Below are 17294 nucleotides of genomic sequence, written 5' to 3'. Positions count from 1 at the left end.
ATCATTTCCCGACGACGGCAACGCGATCCTGATCCGAGCCGTGTGACCGCCGACCTGCACAAGCCGAAAGTCGAGCAGACCAGCGACCAGCCGCACGTCGTCGATCCGGTAGTCGTACTCCGGAACCGGAAGAAGCTGCCGCACCCCGACATCCTCGAGCGCTACGGCAAGCTCGGCATCCGGCAACATGAGGTGATCCTTCCAGGTACCCGGCCAGCGATCCTGTTACGGGACGTAACGCCTTCTGTGGGATGGCTCAGTCGGCAGACGCCGCGACTGCCGGCGCTGAGAGGCCGAGTCCTTCGCAGAAGGGGCCGGTGGACTGGCCCGCTCTGTTCGGGAAGACCCCGAGCCTGTTGTCCGCGAGGACGCAGACCATCGGGTTGGGTACGTCAATGGGTCCGCTCCCCGGGTAGGGCTCGTCGGGGGCGGCGCTCCAACTCGCTTCGCATCGTTCGATAGCGGCGTCCACTCGCTTGGACAACGGAAGCAGCTTGAACGCGTTGCGGCCATCGTCCACGAGGCTGCTCGTGGTGTGGTCCGCTCGGACGTCGGCGACGGAGTAGCAGTCGAAGCTCGTGTTGGCTTCGTCATTGCTGGCCTGCGTGACGACGATCGCGGCGGCGCTGGTGCCGATCGCGACGACGGCCGCGAGGCCGAGCCCCACGAGGCGGCGGCGCTTGGTGGAGCGGTGGCGAGTAGCGATGTCGGTGAAGATGGTGGCGCGCATCCTGGTGAGCTGTGTCGTGGTGGGGCCGAGGTCGTGGGTCATCAGTTCTCCCTTTCGAAGGGGCGCAGGGTGGTGCGGAGCGCGGCCCGGAGCCGGCTGAGCCGGTTGCGGATGGCGCCGTGGGTGGAGCCGAGTGCTTTTGCGGCGTCGGCGTAGCTGCTGCCCTGCTCGATGCACAGGTAGTACAGCGCTTGATCGGTGTCGGAGAGCTCGGAGACGGCTTCCTCGATCGCTGCGGCGAGCTGGCGTCTTGCGACTTCTTCGTCAGGGGTGCCGCGTCGATCCGCGTGCAGCGATAGGTCTGCGTTCTCGGTGCGGTTCCGTGCACGGGTCTTGGTTCGGAGGAGGTTCAGCGCGGTGAATCGGGCGGTGGTGAGCAGCCACGGAAGGGTGGATGCGTCCACGATCGCGACATCGTTGATCCGCGTCCACGTGGTGAGGAACACGTCTTGCACGACATCTTCGGCGTCGGTGGGCGCGCGAACGATGCTGAGGGCGTAGCGATAGGTCGTCGCCGCGTGCCGGTCATAGAGCCGGCCGAACGCCGCCCGGTCGCCTCGTCGCGCGCCGTCCATCAGGCCGGCGTCATCGGTGCGCGCCGCAGCATTTCGCGCGGGTGCTGCTGCTTCTGGTGGCGTGCTCATGCTCAGTGGTGTCCGATCCGGCACGATCGTCTCAGACGAGAACCGCTTCGCTACTGCCCGCTCGAGGATCCCCATACGGGACCGGTAGCACGGCGTCGCCGGCGCCTGCGCTGGTACGCTCCCCACCATTCGACCTACTCGAGGGGCAGCACGATGCAGACGCTTCGCACCACCGTGTTGACCGTGACGGTTGCAGCGCTGGTCTCCGGCTTCCTCGCCGTGGGTGCGGTGGCCATCGGGATCACCAGCGCGAGACCTGGCGCGGGAAGCCCCGAGCCGATCGCGTACTCCGAGCCGAGCTGGACGGACACCAGCACGCTCATCATCGGCGGTTACGAAACACCTTCCCCTGAAATGATCGCGACCACTCCCCCGCTCTCCGAACAGTGACGACGGCACCTGCCGACGATCCGGCTCGCTGCGAGACGGGGTCAATCTCGTGACGTGGGAGCAGTGGACGTTCTCGTTCGGAGCGATCCCCGTGTCGCTCATCGTTGTCAGGAACGTGCTGTGGAGATTCGGCTGCACGAACTCCGGGAGCAAGATCCTTTTCGCCTTCGGCCTCGGGGCCAGCCTGCTGTGCATCGCCCTCGCTGTGATCTGGCAGGTCCGCGCCGCCAACGCCGACTGGGCTCCACCCCGGGACGACCAGAACGAAGTCGGCGGCCTTATCCTGTGGACTCTCTACTGGAACGCGGTCGCCGGCTTCTTCACCGCGCTCGGCATCCGAGTCACCGACATCCTGATCATCGAACGGACGCGGCGGATATCCGCCACCGTCTCCCCTGACGGAGCGTGAGGAGCAAGACGTCCGATTAGCGATCTCCGTATGGGACGCGACGTTGGGAATGTCGAGGAGGATGGCTGTCATGCCAGTTGTCTTCGATGGAACCGTGTGGACGCACTACTCCCAGCTGCAACTCACAACCGGCGCTGCGTCGGTTCAGGATCCTCGTGATGCGTTCGACGGACAAGAGAATGGGCTGTGCGGAGCGAGTGTGCCCGGCGCCCTCTTCATGAGGACAGGTATCCACACCGGGCACGTGCCGGTTCGAGTCAGCACGTTGGACACAGCGCCTGAGCTCGGCTTGTGGGAGGAGATCGTCGAGGCGAGTTTCCAACCCGAAGGACCGGATGCGGTGCTTAGCGGATGGTCCGGGGACCCCGCCGCGTCGTTCCAGCTCACCGCGCCCGCCTATCGGGCCCGGTGGTGCGCTTCCGGCATGGAAGAGGGCCGGCGACAAGACGTCGCCGACGAAGAGCATCCGGCGCCTGACCGGTACGCGCTGTATCTGTGGCCGGCGCCCGCCTCGGCGGACGCAGTAGTGCGGCGAACCTCGGCAGTTGCCGCGTACTGGCACAAGGACACCTCTCCGCGCAGCTAGCTGCTTCACTAGGGCGATCGATCGTTCGGTGAACGATCCCCATACGGAACGGTGAACGACCGCCCCCTGGTGGTTACCGCTTCGTCGACCACGCCTTCTCTATGGCGGCGAGCACGTCCGCTAGCTCGACGTCATCTCGCCGCACGTCCCGAACGAATGCTTCTACAGCTGCGGTGACGTCGATGGCGATGATTCGCCCGGGTCTGACTGTGGTGCCCTGGGAGCGTCGTGTTTCGACGTGGCCCGCTTCTTCCAGTTCCCGATAGGCGCGCGCTGCCGTACCGACCGCCACTCTGAGGTCACCCGCAATCTGTCGAACGGTCGGGAGGCGCTGGCCTGCCTGCAACCGGCCAGACGTGATTTCTGCCGCCAACGCTGCGCGGATCTGCTCGTAGGGCGGTCGAGGATCGTCAGCGTCGACCTCGATGCTCATCACGCCATCACCGTCGACACGTCAGCGGCACCCCGAGGAAGGCGCGCCAGAGACGTGGCGGCCAGTACCGCCATCACCATGCCGACGAGGAACACGACGCCGGCAACACCCAAGAGCACCAGTCCAACGATCCCCGCGAGCTGTGCCGAATCGGGCGTCATGCCCGTCTCGAGAACAGGTGCGTTCATCAGCGGAAGCGCCGCCGAGCCCAGGAAGACCGTGATCGTGAGTAGGAGTGAGGCGTTGGCAACACGAAGAACGAGCCGCACCGCGCCGCGCCGCAACGCGGTATCTGTTTCGCTGAGCTCGGGCCAAGCGGTAGCGGGAGAGGTGACGACGCGGCGCAGAGCGTGCCGAACGGCAACGACGAGCAGACCGATCAGGGGAAGAGCCGGCGCTGCGAAGAGCCATCCCGGGAACAGGAACGGCCCTCCAGCGAGGCAGGGGTCCGAGAACATCACCGGACAGATCCAGCGACCATCGTCCGCCGGCTTCGACAGCAGACCACTCAGGAGTGCGATGAGCGCAGTCATCGAGGCGATCGTGGCGAAGGTCGCGCGTTGTCGAACCGTGGAGTAATCCGAAAGTCGTCTCGGCATCACGCTCGCCGTGCGTCGCCTCATCGCTCCATCGATGGAGGGCACGGGCATCACACTGAACACGCCGAGCCCTACAGCCGCTGCGAGCAGCAGCCCGAGCAGGAACGGCACCGACTCCAAGCGCGGATTCGCTATGTGAATCAGCACCGCGACCGCGAAAGCGACGAGCGCGGCGGCGACCGAGGTGACCATCCGCACGACGCCGACGCGATGAGCGCGCACTACGGCAGGCGGCTGTCGACGTTGAGTCAGCAGCGACACTCCTCCCGCGACGACGCTCGCCACGACGAGCACACCGATCACGACCAACGTGATCTCCGCGAAGCCCCAGTTACCCATGACCGTCCCCTTTGTGTTGAGTAGACGATACAAAGGGGCGAGGGTTTGTGTCAAGTGTGCGAAACAAGGGCAGATCACCGAAGGGGTCGACCAGAACAAGTATCCAATCCCAGAGAATCCTTCAACCAACCCGCCCGGTAGACGATCCCCTTACGGGACCGCTCCTCGAGTCGTCTCGTCGCGCGACTAACGGGTGGGGGTCGTCAAGCGGATACCGATGAGTACGAGCCCCGCCGTCACCGCCGCTGCACCGAAGGCGACGGCGGCGGTGGCGCACACTGACCCTGAGGTGAACGCGCCGATGAAAGTCGTTGCCGCACCCACGATCAGAAGGACGGCCGTGTACGCGTTGCCGAGCGTGCGATTGGTCATTCCCGGAATGTAGCGCCGAGTGTTGGCGCACGAGTGCAGTGGAGACACTGGGTGACTCATAGTGCGAGCGTTGGAGTATGGTTCGGATCATGGCCGGGGAGATGCGAGAGACGACGTTCTGGATCTTGACCACGTTGGCGACAGGTCGGCGCCACGGTTACGCGCTCCTCCAGGAGATCGAGGAGCAGTCCGAGGATCGCGTGCGCCTTCGAGTGACGACGCTATACGCCGCACTCGAACGGCTCGACTCAGAGGGGCTCATCTCCTCCGACGGAGATGAGCGGATCAACGGTCGAGTCCGTCGCTACTTCCGACTGACCGACGCCGGCCGTACTGCGCTCGGTGTCGAGGTCGACCGCATGGAAGCCAGCGCGCGCCGAGCACGGGCGAACCTCGGCCTCGTTCCCACCGCAGCGATCCGACCTGGCCACGCCCCCGATTGGAGAACGGCATGACGACGAACGATGACATTTACCGAGCCGACCGCTTCCGACGCGCGTTGCGCTGGTACCCGCCCGTGTGGAGGGCGGAGCACGGTGAGGTGCTGCTCGGCATCCTGTTGGACGAAGCCGACGACGCAGGCCGGTCCCGACCCACGCTCGGACAGCAAGTCACTTTGATGGTCGGTGGGGTGCGTCACCACTTCCGTTCGCACGCTGGCCGATCGCCGGCCGCGATCATTCCGCTCGCTCTCGCCACGGCGTTCTTCATCTTCTACTTCACGGTCAACTGGTCACCGGGGATCAACTATCCCGGCGCGATCGGACCGTTCACCAATCCCTCCGTCTTCGCGGGAGCCGCTTTCGTTGTCGCGCTCGGGCTCGCGGTGGCCGGACGAACAGGTGCCGCCCGCGGCATGGCACTGGCGGCTTCTGCCGCGGAACTGATCATCGCTTTCGTTTCGGCGTCCGCTGGGTGGCTTGGTCCCGGCCTCTCGACAGCGGCGCCTATCGCAGCGCTCGGCCTGCTCACAGCGCTCCCCTGGCGCGGGCGAGTCGCCGCCGCGGTTTCGACGCTCGTACTCATCGGTCTGCCTGTCCTGCTGATCGGAATTGAGGTGCTCGGAGCAGTGCTCTTCCCGATGTACCCAGCGCTACCGGCTGGACTGCAGCTCCCCATCGTGTGCGGCGTGCTGCTGGCGATCGGACTCGCCGCGAGCCGAGCAGCGCGACTCGAAAGGAAACTGCCTGGCGCCCTCGGCGCCTGACGTGCCGAACTCGGGCTTCATCATTCGCGAGCGGTTCCGTAGCCGAGGTCCCGGAGTGGGACTGAACATCAACTGGTCGATTATCTGTAACAGCAGCTCGGCTGGGGACATGTCCCAGGTATGAGCCCACCACAGTCCGCCCGCGAGGCGAGCTTCTCCGAGCTGTACGAGCGCGAGTACGTCAGCGTCGTCCGATTCCTGAGGCGTCGCACTGACCCCGACCGTGCCGCCGACCTCGCGCACGAGGCGTTCCTGATCGCCTGGCGCCGACACGACACCGCGCCGTCGGAGGACGAGCCCGCGCGTGCCTGGCTGTTCACCATCGCCCGGAACTGCCTCCTCAACGACCTCCGCGGTCAGCAGCGCACCGCCGCGCTCGCGATCCGGGTCGCCGCTCACACCGACGCGGCCGCGCGGTCACCGGAGGACGCGATCGCGACCCGGCTCGACCTCTACCAGGCGTGGCAGCAGCTCAAACCGCAGCACCAGGAAGCGATCGCGCTGACGGCCTGGGAAGGACTCGACTCTCCCTCCGCGGCCGGAGTGCTCGGCATCACCGCCGTCGCCTTCCGGCTGCGCCTTCACCGAGCACGCACCGCACTGCGGGCACTACTCGATCCCCCTTCGCACCAGCACCACGCCGACTCGCCCGCCTTGGAGGCATCATGACCACGCCCGAACTCCTCGCCACGAAAGACCTCGACCCGGCCGCCCAGTACGAGCTCGACGGCCCGGCTCGCGAGGCCGCTGCAGCGCGGCTCCAGATGATCCTCCATAGCGATCCGGTGGCCGCTCGGGAGCCCGCCGCTCGGCGTCCTCGGGGATGGCAGTTCGTCCTTCCCGCCGGGCTCGCGGCCGCAGCGCTGGGGGTCGCTCTCGCCGTCCTGCCGTCCGGTGTCGACTCCCGCGCGTACGCCTCGTGGACGTCGGCCGCGGAGGTTGCCAGCGCGTCCGACCTGACCGTCGCCGGTGCTGCGTGTGCGTCAGGTGATGCGGAGCAGCTCGGGCAGCCGGCGATCGGGGAACGGCGCGGCGACTGGGTGATGCTCTCCTACACGACGCCCAGTCAGCGAGCGTGCCTCATCGAGATTCCGGCAGGGACGAGCAATGCCGGGAGGGCGCTCATCAGCTCCACCGGAAGCGAGGGCGGCTTCACGCCGCTCGCTGACGAATACACGCAGGGAGGCATCAGCCAGTTCGCCGGCGAGAACCTCCCTCCCGCCGTCTTCACCAGCGGCGACGTCGGCTCGGACGTGACCGGACTCACCATCCGCACCGACGACGGCACGAGCGTCATCGCCACGATCACAGACGGCCACTGGGCCGCCTGGTGGCCCGGAACCGGCCTCACAGAGGGAGACGGGTCAGGCCGCGGCGGACCCGAGCCGACCTTCACCGTCACGCTCACGCTCCGCGACGGAAGCACCATCACCGACGCCAGAGAATCCTTCAACCAACCCACCCGGTAGACGATCATCCCTAGCGCTACAGGAGAAGGCGCCAACGCTGCCCACCAAGAGAGGAGTGAGGAGACCGCTTACCCTGAGCCGATGGGGACATTCTCGAGGGCGCGAAGCACGGTCGTAGTCGCAGCATGCCTGATCGTCATCACGGGATGCACGCCACAGCCCACGCCGCCGGCTCCGGTTACGCCCACGGATGGCAGCTCCGACGCTGCGCTCACCGGCGACCTTGGCGTGGCAACGTTCGCGGGGAGCGATGGGACGGCCGGCGTCATTCGCTTGAGTGCGGCAGACGGTCGGCTGGCCCTCGCGTCAGACGCGCTCGCGATCCCCGCCGCAACAGAATCCTCTTCCGGTTTCGTCGCGGTCATGGGGGCGCTGGATCCGATCGATGAGGGTGCCACCTGTTTCAACGTTGATTTCCCGATGCGCCTCGCGGACGCGGAGTCGGGAAAGCCCTACAAGGCGTGGCGGAACCTCGCCGAGTTCCGCGGCGACCCGACAGCGATCGATCAGCTCGTCCTCACGACCCGACCGCAGAACGACCCGGACTGCTCGACGGAAATCATCGCCATCGCTGACATCCAGTGGAGTGTGGAGCCCCAGCGCAGCACACTCGTCGCCCAGGACACCGGCCCGCGCGCAGCAGCACGTGGCGAGACGAAAACGACGAACGGAGTACCAACGTCATACAGCGTCGCTCGCGACGACCTCGCAGAGGACGTCGCGGCACGATTCGGCATGACGGACGATGACCTGTTTTACCTCAACCCGTTCCGCTTCCCCTCGAACGAGATATTGCGCGTAGGAGAAGAACTGAACCTCACCGTGACTGCACGATGAGCCACGTCCTTCCCGCTACCAACGAGGACCCCCGATCGTGACTAGCACTCCCGCCTCAGCAACTCCGACGACCTCGACTACAGCACCCGAAGCTTCACTGGACACCCTCATCACCTGGTCCGGCGTGGGACTCGCCACCGCAATAGCAGCCCTGATTCTGATGCTCAGCAGCTTCATGGTCGCCACGGGCGTGACCGACTCGGACCCGTCTGAGGGAGTTTTCGGTATCGCGTTCGGTGCGATCGGCGTCGGGACGTGGATCGCCCTCGCCGCTGTCGCCGCTCACATAGTGGCCCGGAGACATCCGCGTCGCCGCGTCTCGCTCGCCTTGATTCCTGCCGCAGTGAGCCTCGCCTGGTGTGGACTGGCCGTCTCCCTGTTCTCCTTCTTGATCACGGACGTCCTCGGCCCTCTGTCGATGACCTGGTTGTCCTCCATCGACCACCTCCTCCTCGCGCTCCACGCCGTCCTTCTGACCGCAGGCACCATCCCGACAGGGCTCGAATTCCTCGTGACCGGCATCGTTCTCCGAAGGATCCGTTCCCGCCGCAAGCGGGCTGCGCTCGAGCTCGGGCCATCCCGGTGAACGACCCCCATACGGGACGGATGGTGGGGCCGTTTCTGGTCATCACAGCGACGACATAGCCCCGCGGAGCTGGCCCCATCCGAACGTCCCCTCACGGGACGTCTCGAGCAGCGACCGAGCAGCACAGGGCGCGTGGCAGGGGTGCAACCTTGATCTTTCTTCCTAGCACAACATTGTGCTAACTTCCTTGCACAAGGCGAAGTCGTCGCCGCTGATGTCTGCCGTGGAGGTCCCATGTCACTGCTCATTCCCCGTGAGGTGTATCAACTCCTCTCGGCCGTCGCCGCTCCGGTCACGTTCGGCCTCATCTGCTTCGTGTTGTCCTGGGTGTACCCGCGCCGGATCGTCTCGCTGCCGACCAGCGGACGTCGCACGTCGACACTGACCTGGGCGGGAGTGGCTGGCGCTCTCCTCGTGATCGTGGTGGCGTTCGTCGTTCACGTGAGCACCCCGGCGGACACGACCGGGTTCGAGGGGTGGTGGCGCCGGCCCGCCCCGCTGCTCGTCGCCGCCCTCGTGGTGACGGTCGCCATGTTCTTGGTGCGCCGCGAGCCCCTTCCGGCGCCGGGCGAAGCTGCGGTCGCTCCTCAGCGTCGCTGGAACGAGTTCGCTTCTCGGCCTCTGCTGTGGGTCGGCGCGGTCATCGCGGCGCTGCTCGCGCTCACGTCGGTCTGGCAGACGGTCATCGCCACCAGCGCGCCGGCAGATGCGTTCTTCCTCGGCAACGTGCCCGAGCACACCACTCTGCCGATCTACATGCCCTTCAACGCGAACTACGGCTACATCGCTGGCGTCGGCTGGCCGAACTACCTCGCCACCCTGATCACCCTCGTCCTCGCCGTGGCCGCCCTCGTGCTCGCACTACGCACGGACGCGAACCGGCCCCTGCGCGCTCGATCGACCGCCACCAGCGTGCGCCCGGAGCGAGAGCTCACCGCTCGCCTCTTCACCCTGCTTCTACTCGGCGGGCTGATCACGACGCTCGGCGCTGTCTGGATGCACGCCGGAGATATCGGAACGATCATTGTCGGAGTCGAGGGACAGACCACCGCCGACGGGAACCTCATCTACGTCGGCAGCGCCTACCGCGCCTTCGCGCAGCCTCTCCTCTACGCCGGATTCCTCGGCCAGGGGATCGGCATCGCACTCTTGCTCCGCGTCGCGACCGACACCCTCCGCTCCGCCGCCGCACTCCGGCGTGCACGTCGGCCGCTCATCGAGACGATCCCCTTCGACGGAGTGACACAGTGACCACGCTGACGATCAAAACCGCGGAGGAAATCACCGAACGATTCCGCGGAGCCATCCAAGCCGGACAGCTCGGTGACGGCGAACGCCTTCCGACCGTCCGCCAGACGGCCCGCGACTTCGGAGTCGCCCAAGCCACCGCTGCCAAGGCCTACAAGACCCTCGAGCAAGACGGCCTCGTCGTCACCCGCACCGCCGCCGGCACCCGCGTCGCCCCAGGAGCATCACGCGCGCCCCAACTCGTCGTAGAACGCGCACGAGCCCTCGCGGACTCCGCCGCTTCGGCGAACGTCTCCCTAGACGACGCGGTTGCCATACTCCGCGCGATCTGGGGTTGAAAGATGGACCGACGCCGCCACACTCGCGCCGCGAGTGCAGACAACCTTGAACAGACCGCACGAGACATGAGCACCGGAAGATCCCCTTCCAGCACAGGGAGCGGCGCCCTGACGGCCGGGGCGCCCTCATGCCAGGATCGGGCCATGGGAATCAGCAGAATCGGAATCACGCTCGCCATAGCCGGCGTAGTCGTGCTGTCCGGCTGCACCGCAAACGAGACCGCCGGCGACGAATCATCGAGAGTTGCTGTCGAATCATCAGGCGTGGATTCGGCAGGCTCGCCGGGGCCGGCCGCGTCCGATGGCCCTGAGCTCAGCGCATTCGAGCAGCAACTCCCTCTGAGGGGCGACTTCGTCAGTCAGCAGACCGAGACGACAGGATCGGTCCTGATCGAGCGCCGGGCGGACGGATCGACCTGGGCGATTCTTACCGACTTTTCGACCGGTGACGCATCTGATCTGAGGCTGCAACTCAAGGAGGGTGCACTGGAGCAGGACAGCTCTGGCGCCTGGGTCGACACTGCCGGCTACTCCTTCGACATCGGCCCCCTGGACCCGGAACAGCCGGACCAGGAAATCGCAATACCCGGAGCGCACATCATGCCGGCGCTCAGAACCCTCACCGCCATGAATTACGAAGGCCCCGATTACCCGTCCTTCGGATCCGTTGCCCTTGAGAGGTAGCCATTCCGCTCTCGCCAGCCGCGCTCGTGAACTGACCTAGATGACTCTCGACCTGCCAGCGTTCCTGCTGGTTCTCTTCCTGAACTACCTGCCCTTCATCGCGGTCGGCTTTGTCGTCCTGTTCGTGATCGTGGGGTTCGTGATCCTCATGCGCCGCGAGGCGCGACGCGACCGCAAGTAGAGACCGCTCGACCAGGTGCACGGGGCGTCGCCAACGTTGGCACTTCGTGTCTAATGGTGCGGTGCGGTCGAGAAGTGGGGACTTCGTTGACGCCGCGAGCGGCCATACCGGGCAAGGGGCTCCGGTGCCGCCCTGCTCTCGGCTGCGCGCATGGCGCGGCCGAGAGCAGCACCCGCCAGCTCAGTGGTGCTGCACCCAGATGTTCGGCTCCACGTAGATCCCCTCGTCCGCGTCGCGGTCGACGCGCAGCGTCGAGAGGCCGCCGGGGATGACGTACTCCCCCGACGCCGGCAGGGCCATCCCGGTCCACTCCTCCCACTGGGTGACGGTGCCGGTCATCACCTGCGACCGAGGGGCGACGTCGAGGACGCTCGCGCCCATCCGCACGTGTGTGCGCAGCCACGGGTCCAGCGGCAGCCCGTCCTCACGGGTCCAGCCCGCGTAGACGTCGATCGGGGTCAGCGGGTAGCGCGGCTTCATCGTCGGGCGCAGGGGCACGATCACGTGTTCGTAGCCGACGGTGATGCTGAGGTCGCGGAACGCGCCGAGCAGCGTCCCGGCGAGGCCGGCGCCGGTGCGGTCTGGGTGCACCTGCGCGGCGCAGACGACGAGGGTCGTCGCCTCGTCCTCCTCTTCGAGCGCCCGGCGGAGGGAGTCGCCGTACCCGGCGGGCAGTCCCTCGCGGGTGCCGTCCCACCGGATCGGCACCGCCCAGCCCGCAGCGACCGGCACCTCGTCATCGAGGACCACGAGCTCGAACCGGGTGAATCGCTGGCGCACGTGCGGCAGGTGCTCCTCCGCGAGGCGGTCGGCGGAGATGAACGCCGGCCACCCCGAGCTGAACAGCGCCTCCATCTGCGCGTCGTCGCGCGGGCGCGCGTTGAGTACTTCTGCTGACGTCATGGTCACAGTGTGCGCGGAGGCCGGCAGCTAAACGATCCCCTGCGGAACAGCAGGCGTCGCAGATCCCGCCTGCGTCCCGTCCCGCAGCGGGTAGCGTTCACGCATGGTCAAGACGGTCGACGTGTTCACCCCGGCGAAGCACCCCACTTACACCAGCGTCACGCGTACGGAGATCTGGCGGGAGCTGGAGGACCTGGCGGAGCAGGGCGGCGCGATCATCTCGGTCTTGGGCACCACCAAGCTCGGCAAGAGCACCCTCGTCAGGGAGACGATGGCCAAGGCGTTGTTCTACGCCTACGTCCCGGGCCAGAACCTCACGGGAGGCGCGTCGGCGCTGTGGGCCGCGCTCGTAGCGAAGCTGGGCATCCCATCCTCCAGCACCACTGGAAAAGTGAGCGGCGACAAGTCCAAGTGGTCGTTCTTCGCGCGCTTTGGTGTGTCGATTCCCACCGCCCTGAACATCGGAGGGGGCAGCACGGTTGCCGGGGAGCACCACGTCGATAGCAGCACTGGGGCGACCTACGACATGGATGCCCCTACTGCTGTCACCGAGGCTCTGGCAATTCTTTCGGCAGCGGCCAGGGAGTCCGACAAATTTCCTCCGATGATCGTGATCGATGACTTCCACTTCGTCACGAACTCCGAGACTCGGCGGGAGCTCGTTCTGGCGCTCCGCCCGATCACTGAGAGCAACGCCACTCTCGTCCTCGCAACACTCCCCGGCCGAGAGAACGACGAGGCGTTCTCGACCACCAACGCGGGCGGACGGCACTACTCCGTCAAGGTCCCCGTCTGGAACGATGACGAGCTCCGCCAGATCGCCGACCGCGGCTTCGAAATCCTCAACGTCCGCGCCACTGACGAGACGAAGAATCAGCTCATCAAGCAGAGCTATGGCAGCCCACAGATCATGCAGCAGCTCTGCCTCAACCTCTGCCGTCGCGTGAACGGGGTCAGGGACGACACCACCGATGTGGGAATGCTCTCCGAGCCGGAGAGTTGGCCCGAGTTCTTCCGCCTCGTCAGAGATGAGCAGTCGGTCGCCTGGCTGCGCACCCTTGGTGTGGGGCTCACAGCGCGTCGCGGCCGCAACCTCCTCGACCTGAAGGACGGCTCGTCCCTCGACGGCTACCAACTGATCCTTCGGGCTATACACGAGATGCGCTCACCCGCCGAAGTTCCCTTCACGGCCGTGAGGGACATGGTGGGCGAGCTCGTCGCGGCCACGGCCGACCTCTCAACGGTCGCGCTCGAGCAGAAGGCGAAGAACATGGGGATCGTCGCCTCCCGCCAGATGCAGGCAGCGCTCGACAAGAAGAATGCGGCTGGCGCTGAGGACCAGAGCGAACAAGAACTGGAGGAGCAGCAGTTCACTGAGGAGGAAATCCAGATCGCGGACCTGATCCCGCAGCCGGTCTTCGAGGTCGCCGGTAACAAGGCCGCGACCATGCAGATCCGCATCCTCGATCCCCTGCTGGCCTACTCCCTCACCTGGCACCCCGAAGCCTTCGAGCAGCGCTGAGCGTATGTGCGGTCGTTTCGTCGTCAAGGACAACACCGAGGGCCTACTTCCAGACCTCTTCACCGGGGACTTCGCCGGTATGCGGCCGAACTACAACGTGGCGCCGACGTCGCCGGTGACCGTCGTGCGGGAGCGCGACGGGGAGCGGTCTGCGCCGACCGTGCATTGGGGTTTCGTGCCGGTGTGGGCGAAGGACTTCAAGAAGCAGCGGCCGCAGCCGATCAACGCGCGGATCGAGACGGTCGCGAGCTCGCCCATGTTCCGGAAGGCGTTCGCGACGTCGCGGGTGCTGATCCCGGCGGCCGGCTACTACGAGTGGACGGTGACGGAGACGGGGAAGCAGCCGCACTTCATCTACGATCCCGACGCGGCCCTCGCGATGGCGGGCATTGTCTCGGCCTGGCCGGACCCGTCGAATGCGGAGGACGATCCGGAGAAGTGGAGGCTATCGACGGCGATCATCACCCGCGACTCGCATGTGGCGCCGGGTGAGGTCCACGACCGAATGCCGGCGTGTATCACGCCGGACGGGTACGACGACTGGCTCGGCGGGCACCTCGACGTCGACGCTCTGATGCAGCTCCTTGACCGGGAGTCGTACGCGGTCGCGCACGACCTCGAGAACTACGAGGTGTCCCGCGACGTGAACAGCGTCCGCAACAACGGACCGCACCTACTCGACCCGCTCCCTCAGCAAGTCAGCGACCTGTCGAACGCGAGCCGTCCGTCATGACCGGCTGGCTCATCGCACTCAACGTGTACGCCGTAGGGGCGAGCGTCTGGGGGCTGATACGACTCGCCGTAGGCGCGCAGAAGGAGGCGCGCCGGATCGATCTGGAGGCCAACGATCCGGTTGACCCCGCTGCAGTGTCTGAGTTTTTTCCCATCGAGCTGATTCAGGAGCTGCGCGGCGCTGACGCCCTCCTCGACTCCGTGAAGAGAGCGGCGACGTCGGGCCCTGCGATCGCATGGCGGGACGTGCTCATTCTCGGTTCTGCTGTCGTGGCCGGAGGAGCCGCGAACATCATTCCTCTGGTATGGACAGTCGACCCGCTGTTCGGATAGTCGATCCAAGCCGCGCGGCAACTGTCTGTGGGCAGTACGCCCGCAAGAGGTACCTCATACGGGACGATGGCGGACAGAGCTCTCCTGCACCCAGCAGGTCTGTGCTTTTTCGGGCTAGCGGCTGGGCCGGCGACTACTTCGCCGGGCCGTGAAGGATGGAGGTCAGCCGGTCTGCGGGCGCATCGCTCGGGCCGAGGAGCGTGATGTAGATCAGGACCGCGCAGAGCACGGTCACGACCAGGATCACGAAGACTCCGGCACGGATGAGCGCCGCGGCGGCGGGCTTGTCCTTCTTCAGCCACCCGAGCAGCAGGTTCAGGTCAATCACAAGGACCTCCACTGGGTGCGAGCGCGCGGGCGCGCTCTGTTGTGGTCGCGCTGGGGGCGCGACGATCCCTGCACCGCCAAGAGGGGTGCAAGGAAGGAGGGGGCCAGGAGAGCGGGGTCTGCTCAATCCGGGCATGAAAAAAGCCGGCACGAGGGCCGGCAGGCAGAGAACTGGAAGGCGGGTTCAGTTTACGCGACAGGCGCGGGCAGAGTTCTTCCGATTCGGACTCAGCTTAGGCGTTCGATCGCAACTGGCCTAGGAAGCGCGAAAGCCGGCACGAGGGCCGGCAGGCATGGCTGTTCCATGCGGGGTCAGTCTACCTTTTCGACCCCGCTAGCGGAGCAGCTGGACGGGGACACCGGCGGCGACGTCCTCCCCCTCGATGGTGGCGAAACCCGTGACGGAGCGGATCGTGTCGACGCCGAGTGAGGAGTCCGGGAACCGGGCGACGAGGGAGGCGCCGCGGTCGGTGACGTGGGTGGCGTCGTAGTTGGTTTGGGTGGCGTTCTCGAACTCGAAGACGAACGCCTTCGTCTCCTCGTCGGAGAGGCGGACGCCGAAGTGCTTCACCGTGGCGCCCTCGGCGCCGGTGAGCTCGATGCCGTAGGTGAACCATCCCACCGACTGTGGCAGCTCGAGCGGATCGCCCAGGGTGAAGGTCGCGGTGATCCCGGAGGGCTCGGCGGCTACGTGAACGGCCAGCAGCTCGCGGGGCGTCGGGGTGCTCATGCGCTCACCCTAGAACCGCCTCGGCCCCGTGGACACGTCCAGGGTCCGGTGGGAGGGTGGGCGCATGTCGAAGCCTCGGACCAAGCTCGCGCGCGCTGCGCTGATCAGCAACGGGATGGTCTGGTTCGGGCTGTCGTTCATGCTCTTCGCGATCGCCGGCGAGCAGACGTACGCGGCGTTCACCGGTGAGTGGTTCAACGTGCTCGGGTGGGTACTGATCGTCGCCGTGGCCGCCGGCCTGACGGTGGTCGGGGTGATCGAGAACCGGAACATCCGGGCGGGGAAGAAGTACAAGCCGCGGCCCCGCCGCTGATCGCTACTCGGCTGCAGCCTCGGCGGACACGACGGCGCGGGCGCGCTCGATGTAGCTGAGGCCGGCGGCGCGTAGCGCGTCGACCGTCATCTTGCGCTCGTCCCCGGGTGCTCCGATGACGGGCAGGGGCGTGGTGAGCAGGGCGACGTCGCGCAGGTCGTGCGCGAGGTCTTCGTCGTAGATTCCGGTGTCGCGGTCAGCGAAGGCGACGACCTTGATGCCGGTCGTGAGACCTCGGGTGGTGAGGGTGTCGCGGACGACGGTGAGGTAGGCGTCCTGGTACGCGGCGACGTCGCGGTCCCAGACCTCGGTGATGGCGCGGGAGAGCCGTTCCGTCGCGCGGTACAGGTCGTACCGGGGGTCGCCTGCGCCCTTGGCGCGGTTGAGGACCGCGTGGTGGATCTCTCCGAGCTGCTCGTACTGCTCGGTGCTCAGGGAGCCGGCGGTGGACATTTCGGCGGCGAACGCTGCGATCCGGGCTGTCTCTTCGGCGGTGGTGTGTTCTTGCGTCATCGCCGCCGTGTCGACGTCGGTGCTGGCGAAGAGGTCGATCTGATCTTGATCGGCGAGGGCGAGGAGCCCGAAGTCCTCCAGGTCGGATTCTGCTGAGACGACGACGCTGACGGGAGTGGTGCGCCATTCCAGGGTCCGGTGGCCGCGAGCGTCTTCCTGGGCGAAGTGCTGCTCGAGCATCGCGGGGAAGCAGCCGCAGTCCTCGTGCTCGTCGTGGTGGTGGCCGATACAGCGGTCGTCGGCGCAGCCGCACTCGTCGCCGGCCCACTGTGCGGCGGAGGGCGAGCCGTGCTCGCGCGCCCATTCGTCAGGGTCGATTTCCTGGGCGCGAAGGGTGCTGATCACGTCGGGGTAGAGCTTCATCGCTGGTGTCCTGTCTGATGAGGCGCGACGACCGGCGGTCGCGACGGGTGCGAGCGCGTCCATCGTCGCATCCGGTCACGACACTGGCCGTGCTGCCGTTGCGCGGGTCCGGGGGGTCGAGGGGGCTCTCCCCCTCGTGCGGGCCGGCCCGTTTCGGGTCGGCCCGCGCACGCGCTCAGAGTGCGAGCGTGTGAAGGATCAGGGTCGTGGAGCCGATGGGCTTTCCGAAGTCGGTGTAGTCGAGGGTCGCGCGGCGGTTGCTGATGAGGTCGAGGGCGATCAATTCCTCCTCGGACTCATCCGTCATGTCGCCGGGCTCTTCGTCCCATTCGCGGAGGACCTGGCGGTCGGCGTCGAGGACCTTCCACAGTCCCCAGACGTGGGCGATGGGGCCGGTCGTCTCGTATTTGAAGACGAGGGCGGTCGCGGTGGGCCAGCCGTAGGCGGCCGCGGCGACGATCAGCGCTCGCGCTGCGGCGGCGGTCGCGTCGGCGTCGCCGGACGCG

The 17294-nt window shown here is 66.7% G+C and carries 28 protein-coding genes; 17 read left to right on the top strand and 11 right to left on the bottom strand.

Annotated elements, in window-relative coordinates:
- The 3 genes from C5B93_RS16385 to C5B93_RS17415 all read right to left on the bottom strand — a co-directional run.
- Positions 1-189: hypothetical protein (locus tag C5B93_RS16385; protein WP_146078538.1), on the bottom strand; the 189-nt coding region annotated here is incomplete at its 3' end.
- A 67-nt stretch (positions 190-256) separates the two neighbouring features.
- Positions 257-772 (bottom strand): hypothetical protein, encoded by a 516-nt coding sequence (locus C5B93_RS16380; RefSeq protein ID WP_104292966.1) that lies wholly within the window; start codon positions 770-772, stop codon positions 257-259.
- Positions 772-1449: an RNA polymerase sigma factor gene (locus C5B93_RS17415; protein WP_181068427.1), complete on the bottom strand. Its 678-nt coding sequence runs from the start codon at positions 1447-1449 to the stop codon at positions 772-774. Before C5B93_RS17415 ends, C5B93_RS16380 begins: the two co-directional genes overlap by 1 nt.
- Before the next feature lie 78 nt (positions 1450-1527).
- Between C5B93_RS17415 and C5B93_RS17410 the strand changes: the two genes are divergently transcribed.
- From C5B93_RS17410 to C5B93_RS16365, 3 genes are all read left to right on the top strand, one after another.
- On the top strand, positions 1528-1764 hold the full coding sequence (locus C5B93_RS17410; RefSeq protein ID WP_181068426.1) for a hypothetical protein: 237 nt from the start codon (positions 1528-1530) through the stop codon (positions 1762-1764).
- Positions 1765-1813: 49 nt separating this feature from the next.
- A complete protein-coding gene (locus C5B93_RS17405; RefSeq protein WP_181068425.1) occupies positions 1814-2173 on the top strand; it encodes a hypothetical protein in 360 nt (119 codons plus the stop codon).
- 70 nt (positions 2174-2243) lie between these two features.
- Positions 2244-2759, top strand: coding sequence for a hypothetical protein (locus tag C5B93_RS16365; RefSeq protein WP_146078537.1), 516 nt, complete (start codon positions 2244-2246; stop codon positions 2757-2759).
- Positions 2760-2832: 73 nt separating this feature from the next.
- Here C5B93_RS16365 and C5B93_RS16360 read toward each other — a convergent pair whose 3' ends face one another.
- The 3 genes from C5B93_RS16360 to C5B93_RS17055 all read right to left on the bottom strand — a co-directional run bounded on the left by C5B93_RS16360 (position 2833) and on the right by C5B93_RS17055 (position 4502).
- Complete coding sequence (locus tag C5B93_RS16360; RefSeq protein ID WP_104292968.1) at positions 2833-3192, bottom strand: GntR family transcriptional regulator; 360 nt, start codon at positions 3190-3192, stop codon at positions 2833-2835.
- Positions 3192-4130 carry a hypothetical protein gene (locus tag C5B93_RS16355; protein ID WP_104292962.1) on the bottom strand — a complete coding sequence of 313 codons (939 nt, stop codon included), beginning with the start codon at positions 4128-4130 and terminating at the stop codon, positions 3192-3194. Before C5B93_RS16355 ends, C5B93_RS16360 begins: the two co-directional genes overlap by 1 nt.
- 186 nt (positions 4131-4316) lie before the next feature.
- Positions 4317-4502, bottom strand: coding sequence for a hypothetical protein (locus tag C5B93_RS17055; RefSeq protein ID WP_146078536.1), 186 nt, complete (start codon positions 4500-4502; stop codon positions 4317-4319).
- An 89-nt stretch (positions 4503-4591) separates the two neighbouring features.
- Between C5B93_RS17055 and C5B93_RS16350 the strand changes: the two genes are divergently transcribed.
- The 10 genes from C5B93_RS16350 to C5B93_RS17400 all read left to right on the top strand — a co-directional run bounded on the left by C5B93_RS16350 (position 4592) and on the right by C5B93_RS17400 (position 11052).
- Positions 4592-4957, top strand: coding sequence for a PadR family transcriptional regulator (locus tag C5B93_RS16350; RefSeq protein WP_219814059.1), 366 nt, complete (start codon positions 4592-4594; stop codon positions 4955-4957).
- A complete protein-coding gene (locus C5B93_RS16345) occupies positions 4954-5709 on the top strand; it encodes a hypothetical protein (RefSeq protein ID WP_104292961.1) in 756 nt (251 codons plus the stop codon). The genes C5B93_RS16350 and C5B93_RS16345 overlap by 4 nt, the downstream gene beginning before the upstream one ends.
- Before the next feature lie 120 nt (positions 5710-5829).
- A complete protein-coding gene (locus C5B93_RS16340) occupies positions 5830-6378 on the top strand; it encodes an RNA polymerase sigma factor (protein ID WP_104292960.1) in 549 nt (182 codons plus the stop codon).
- The gene (locus C5B93_RS16335; protein WP_104292959.1) at positions 6375-7178 is read left to right on the top strand and encodes a hypothetical protein; all 804 of its coding nucleotides are present in this window, start codon (positions 6375-6377) and stop codon (positions 7176-7178) included. Before C5B93_RS16340 ends, C5B93_RS16335 begins: the two co-directional genes overlap by 4 nt.
- An 81-nt stretch (positions 7179-7259) precedes the next feature.
- Positions 7260-8015, top strand: a complete 756-nt coding sequence (locus tag C5B93_RS16330; RefSeq protein WP_104292958.1) for a hypothetical protein — start codon at positions 7260-7262, stop codon at positions 8013-8015.
- 124 nt (positions 8016-8139) lie between these two features.
- Positions 8140-8601 (top strand): hypothetical protein, encoded by a 462-nt coding sequence (locus tag C5B93_RS16325; RefSeq protein ID WP_146078535.1) that lies wholly within the window; start codon positions 8140-8142, stop codon positions 8599-8601.
- A gap of 234 nt (positions 8602-8835) precedes the next feature.
- The gene (locus tag C5B93_RS16320) at positions 8836-9852 is read left to right on the top strand and encodes a hypothetical protein (RefSeq protein WP_146078534.1); all 1017 of its coding nucleotides are present in this window, start codon (positions 8836-8838) and stop codon (positions 9850-9852) included.
- The gene (locus tag C5B93_RS16315; protein WP_104234395.1) at positions 9849-10187 is read left to right on the top strand and encodes a GntR family transcriptional regulator; all 339 of its coding nucleotides are present in this window, start codon (positions 9849-9851) and stop codon (positions 10185-10187) included. Before C5B93_RS16320 ends, C5B93_RS16315 begins: the two co-directional genes overlap by 4 nt.
- Positions 10188-10331: 144 nt before the next feature.
- Positions 10332-10871, top strand: coding sequence for a hypothetical protein (locus C5B93_RS16310; protein ID WP_146078533.1), 540 nt, complete (start codon positions 10332-10334; stop codon positions 10869-10871).
- Positions 10872-10911: 40 nt separating this feature from the next.
- On the top strand, positions 10912-11052 hold the full coding sequence (locus C5B93_RS17400; RefSeq protein ID WP_181068424.1) for a hypothetical protein: 141 nt from the start codon (positions 10912-10914) through the stop codon (positions 11050-11052).
- A gap of 180 nt (positions 11053-11232) precedes the next feature.
- Here the strand turns inward: C5B93_RS17400 and C5B93_RS16305 are convergent, their stop codons facing one another.
- Entirely contained in the window at positions 11233-11955 is a 723-nt protein-coding gene (locus C5B93_RS16305; RefSeq protein ID WP_104292954.1) for a hypothetical protein, read from the bottom strand.
- 103 nt (positions 11956-12058) lie between these two features.
- Between C5B93_RS16305 and C5B93_RS16300 the strand changes: the two genes are divergently transcribed.
- Genes C5B93_RS16300 through C5B93_RS16290 form a run of 3 tightly spaced genes read left to right on the top strand, consistent with a single transcriptional unit; the run spans position 12059 to position 14542 of the window.
- Positions 12059-13477 carry a hypothetical protein gene (locus C5B93_RS16300; RefSeq protein WP_104292953.1) on the top strand — a complete coding sequence of 473 codons (1419 nt, stop codon included), beginning with the start codon at positions 12059-12061 and terminating at the stop codon, positions 13475-13477.
- A gap of 4 nt (positions 13478-13481) precedes the next feature.
- Entirely contained in the window at positions 13482-14210 is a 729-nt protein-coding gene (locus tag C5B93_RS16295; protein ID WP_104292952.1) for an SOS response-associated peptidase, read from the top strand.
- On the top strand, positions 14207-14542 hold the full coding sequence (locus C5B93_RS16290; protein WP_104273458.1) for a hypothetical protein: 336 nt from the start codon (positions 14207-14209) through the stop codon (positions 14540-14542). The genes C5B93_RS16295 and C5B93_RS16290 overlap by 4 nt, the downstream gene beginning before the upstream one ends.
- Before the next feature lie 133 nt (positions 14543-14675).
- On the opposite strand, the gene C5B93_RS16285 is transcribed toward C5B93_RS16290, so the two are convergent.
- Both C5B93_RS16285 and C5B93_RS16280 read right to left on the bottom strand, forming a co-directional pair.
- Complete coding sequence (locus C5B93_RS16285) at positions 14676-14870, bottom strand: hypothetical protein (RefSeq protein ID WP_104273459.1); 195 nt, start codon at positions 14868-14870, stop codon at positions 14676-14678.
- 333 nt (positions 14871-15203) lie between these two features.
- Complete coding sequence (locus C5B93_RS16280) at positions 15204-15599, bottom strand: hypothetical protein (RefSeq protein WP_104292951.1); 396 nt, start codon at positions 15597-15599, stop codon at positions 15204-15206.
- Between the two features lie 64 nt (positions 15600-15663).
- On the opposite strand from C5B93_RS16280, the gene C5B93_RS16275 reads away from it, so the two are divergent.
- A complete protein-coding gene (locus C5B93_RS16275) occupies positions 15664-15912 on the top strand; it encodes a hypothetical protein (protein ID WP_104248327.1) in 249 nt (82 codons plus the stop codon).
- 3 nt (positions 15913-15915) lie between these two features.
- Here the strand turns inward: C5B93_RS16275 and C5B93_RS16270 are convergent, their stop codons facing one another.
- Positions 15916-16788, bottom strand: a complete 873-nt coding sequence (locus C5B93_RS16270) for a hypothetical protein (protein ID WP_104292950.1) — start codon at positions 16786-16788, stop codon at positions 15916-15918.
- 175 nt (positions 16789-16963) lie between these two features.
- The coding region (locus C5B93_RS17395) for a hypothetical protein (protein WP_181068423.1) at positions 16964-17294 on the bottom strand (331 nt) is incomplete at its 5' end.

This window comes from Rathayibacter sp. AY1A2 (genome assembly GCF_002930935.1).
Taxonomy (GTDB): Bacteria; Actinomycetota; Actinomycetes; order Actinomycetales; family Microbacteriaceae; genus Rathayibacter.
This window is presented reverse-complemented; position numbering and strand designations above follow the sequence as displayed.

Excerpts from the sequence above, each read along its gene's own strand:
- C5B93_RS16275 (WP_104248327.1), top strand. The coding sequence starts at position 15,664 with ATGTCGAAGCCTCGGACCAAGCTCGCGCGCGCTGCGCTGATCAGCAAC.
- C5B93_RS16360 (WP_104292968.1), bottom strand. The coding sequence starts at position 3,192 with ATGAGCATCGAGGTCGACGCTGACGATCCTCGACCGCCCTACGAGCAG.
- C5B93_RS16305 (WP_104292954.1), bottom strand. The coding sequence starts at position 11,955 with ATGACGTCAGCAGAAGTACTCAACGCGCGCCCGCGCGACGACGCGCAG.
- C5B93_RS16280 (WP_104292951.1), bottom strand. The coding sequence starts at position 15,599 with ATGAGCACCCCGACGCCCCGCGAGCTGCTGGCCGTTCACGTAGCCGCC.
- C5B93_RS16320 (WP_146078534.1), top strand. The coding sequence starts at position 8,836 with ATGTCACTGCTCATTCCCCGTGAGGTGTATCAACTCCTCTCGGCCGTC.
- C5B93_RS16270 (WP_104292950.1), bottom strand. The coding sequence starts at position 16,788 with ATGAAGCTCTACCCCGACGTGATCAGCACCCTTCGCGCCCAGGAAATC.
- C5B93_RS17410 (WP_181068426.1), top strand. The coding sequence starts at position 1,528 with ATGCAGACGCTTCGCACCACCGTGTTGACCGTGACGGTTGCAGCGCTG.
- C5B93_RS17415 (WP_181068427.1), bottom strand. The coding sequence starts at position 1,449 with ATGGGGATCCTCGAGCGGGCAGTAGCGAAGCGGTTCTCGTCTGAGACG.
- C5B93_RS16340 (WP_104292960.1), top strand. The coding sequence starts at position 5,830 with ATGAGCCCACCACAGTCCGCCCGCGAGGCGAGCTTCTCCGAGCTGTAC.
- C5B93_RS16300 (WP_104292953.1), top strand. The coding sequence starts at position 12,059 with ATGGTCAAGACGGTCGACGTGTTCACCCCGGCGAAGCACCCCACTTAC.
- C5B93_RS16295 (WP_104292952.1), top strand. The coding sequence starts at position 13,482 with ATGTGCGGTCGTTTCGTCGTCAAGGACAACACCGAGGGCCTACTTCCA.
- C5B93_RS16345 (WP_104292961.1), top strand. The coding sequence starts at position 4,954 with ATGACGACGAACGATGACATTTACCGAGCCGACCGCTTCCGACGCGCG.
- C5B93_RS16290 (WP_104273458.1), top strand. The coding sequence starts at position 14,207 with ATGACCGGCTGGCTCATCGCACTCAACGTGTACGCCGTAGGGGCGAGC.
- C5B93_RS16335 (WP_104292959.1), top strand. The coding sequence starts at position 6,375 with ATGACCACGCCCGAACTCCTCGCCACGAAAGACCTCGACCCGGCCGCC.
- C5B93_RS17055 (WP_146078536.1), bottom strand. The coding sequence starts at position 4,502 with ATGACCAATCGCACGCTCGGCAACGCGTACACGGCCGTCCTTCTGATC.
- C5B93_RS16310 (WP_146078533.1), top strand. The coding sequence starts at position 10,332 with ATGGGAATCAGCAGAATCGGAATCACGCTCGCCATAGCCGGCGTAGTC.
- C5B93_RS16365 (WP_146078537.1), top strand. The coding sequence starts at position 2,244 with ATGCCAGTTGTCTTCGATGGAACCGTGTGGACGCACTACTCCCAGCTG.
- C5B93_RS16350 (WP_219814059.1), top strand. The coding sequence starts at position 4,592 with ATGGCCGGGGAGATGCGAGAGACGACGTTCTGGATCTTGACCACGTTG.
- C5B93_RS16330 (WP_104292958.1), top strand. The coding sequence starts at position 7,260 with ATGGGGACATTCTCGAGGGCGCGAAGCACGGTCGTAGTCGCAGCATGC.
- C5B93_RS16380 (WP_104292966.1), bottom strand. The coding sequence starts at position 772 with ATGACCCACGACCTCGGCCCCACCACGACACAGCTCACCAGGATGCGC.
- C5B93_RS16355 (WP_104292962.1), bottom strand. The coding sequence starts at position 4,130 with ATGGGTAACTGGGGCTTCGCGGAGATCACGTTGGTCGTGATCGGTGTG.
- C5B93_RS17400 (WP_181068424.1), top strand. The coding sequence starts at position 10,912 with ATGACTCTCGACCTGCCAGCGTTCCTGCTGGTTCTCTTCCTGAACTAC.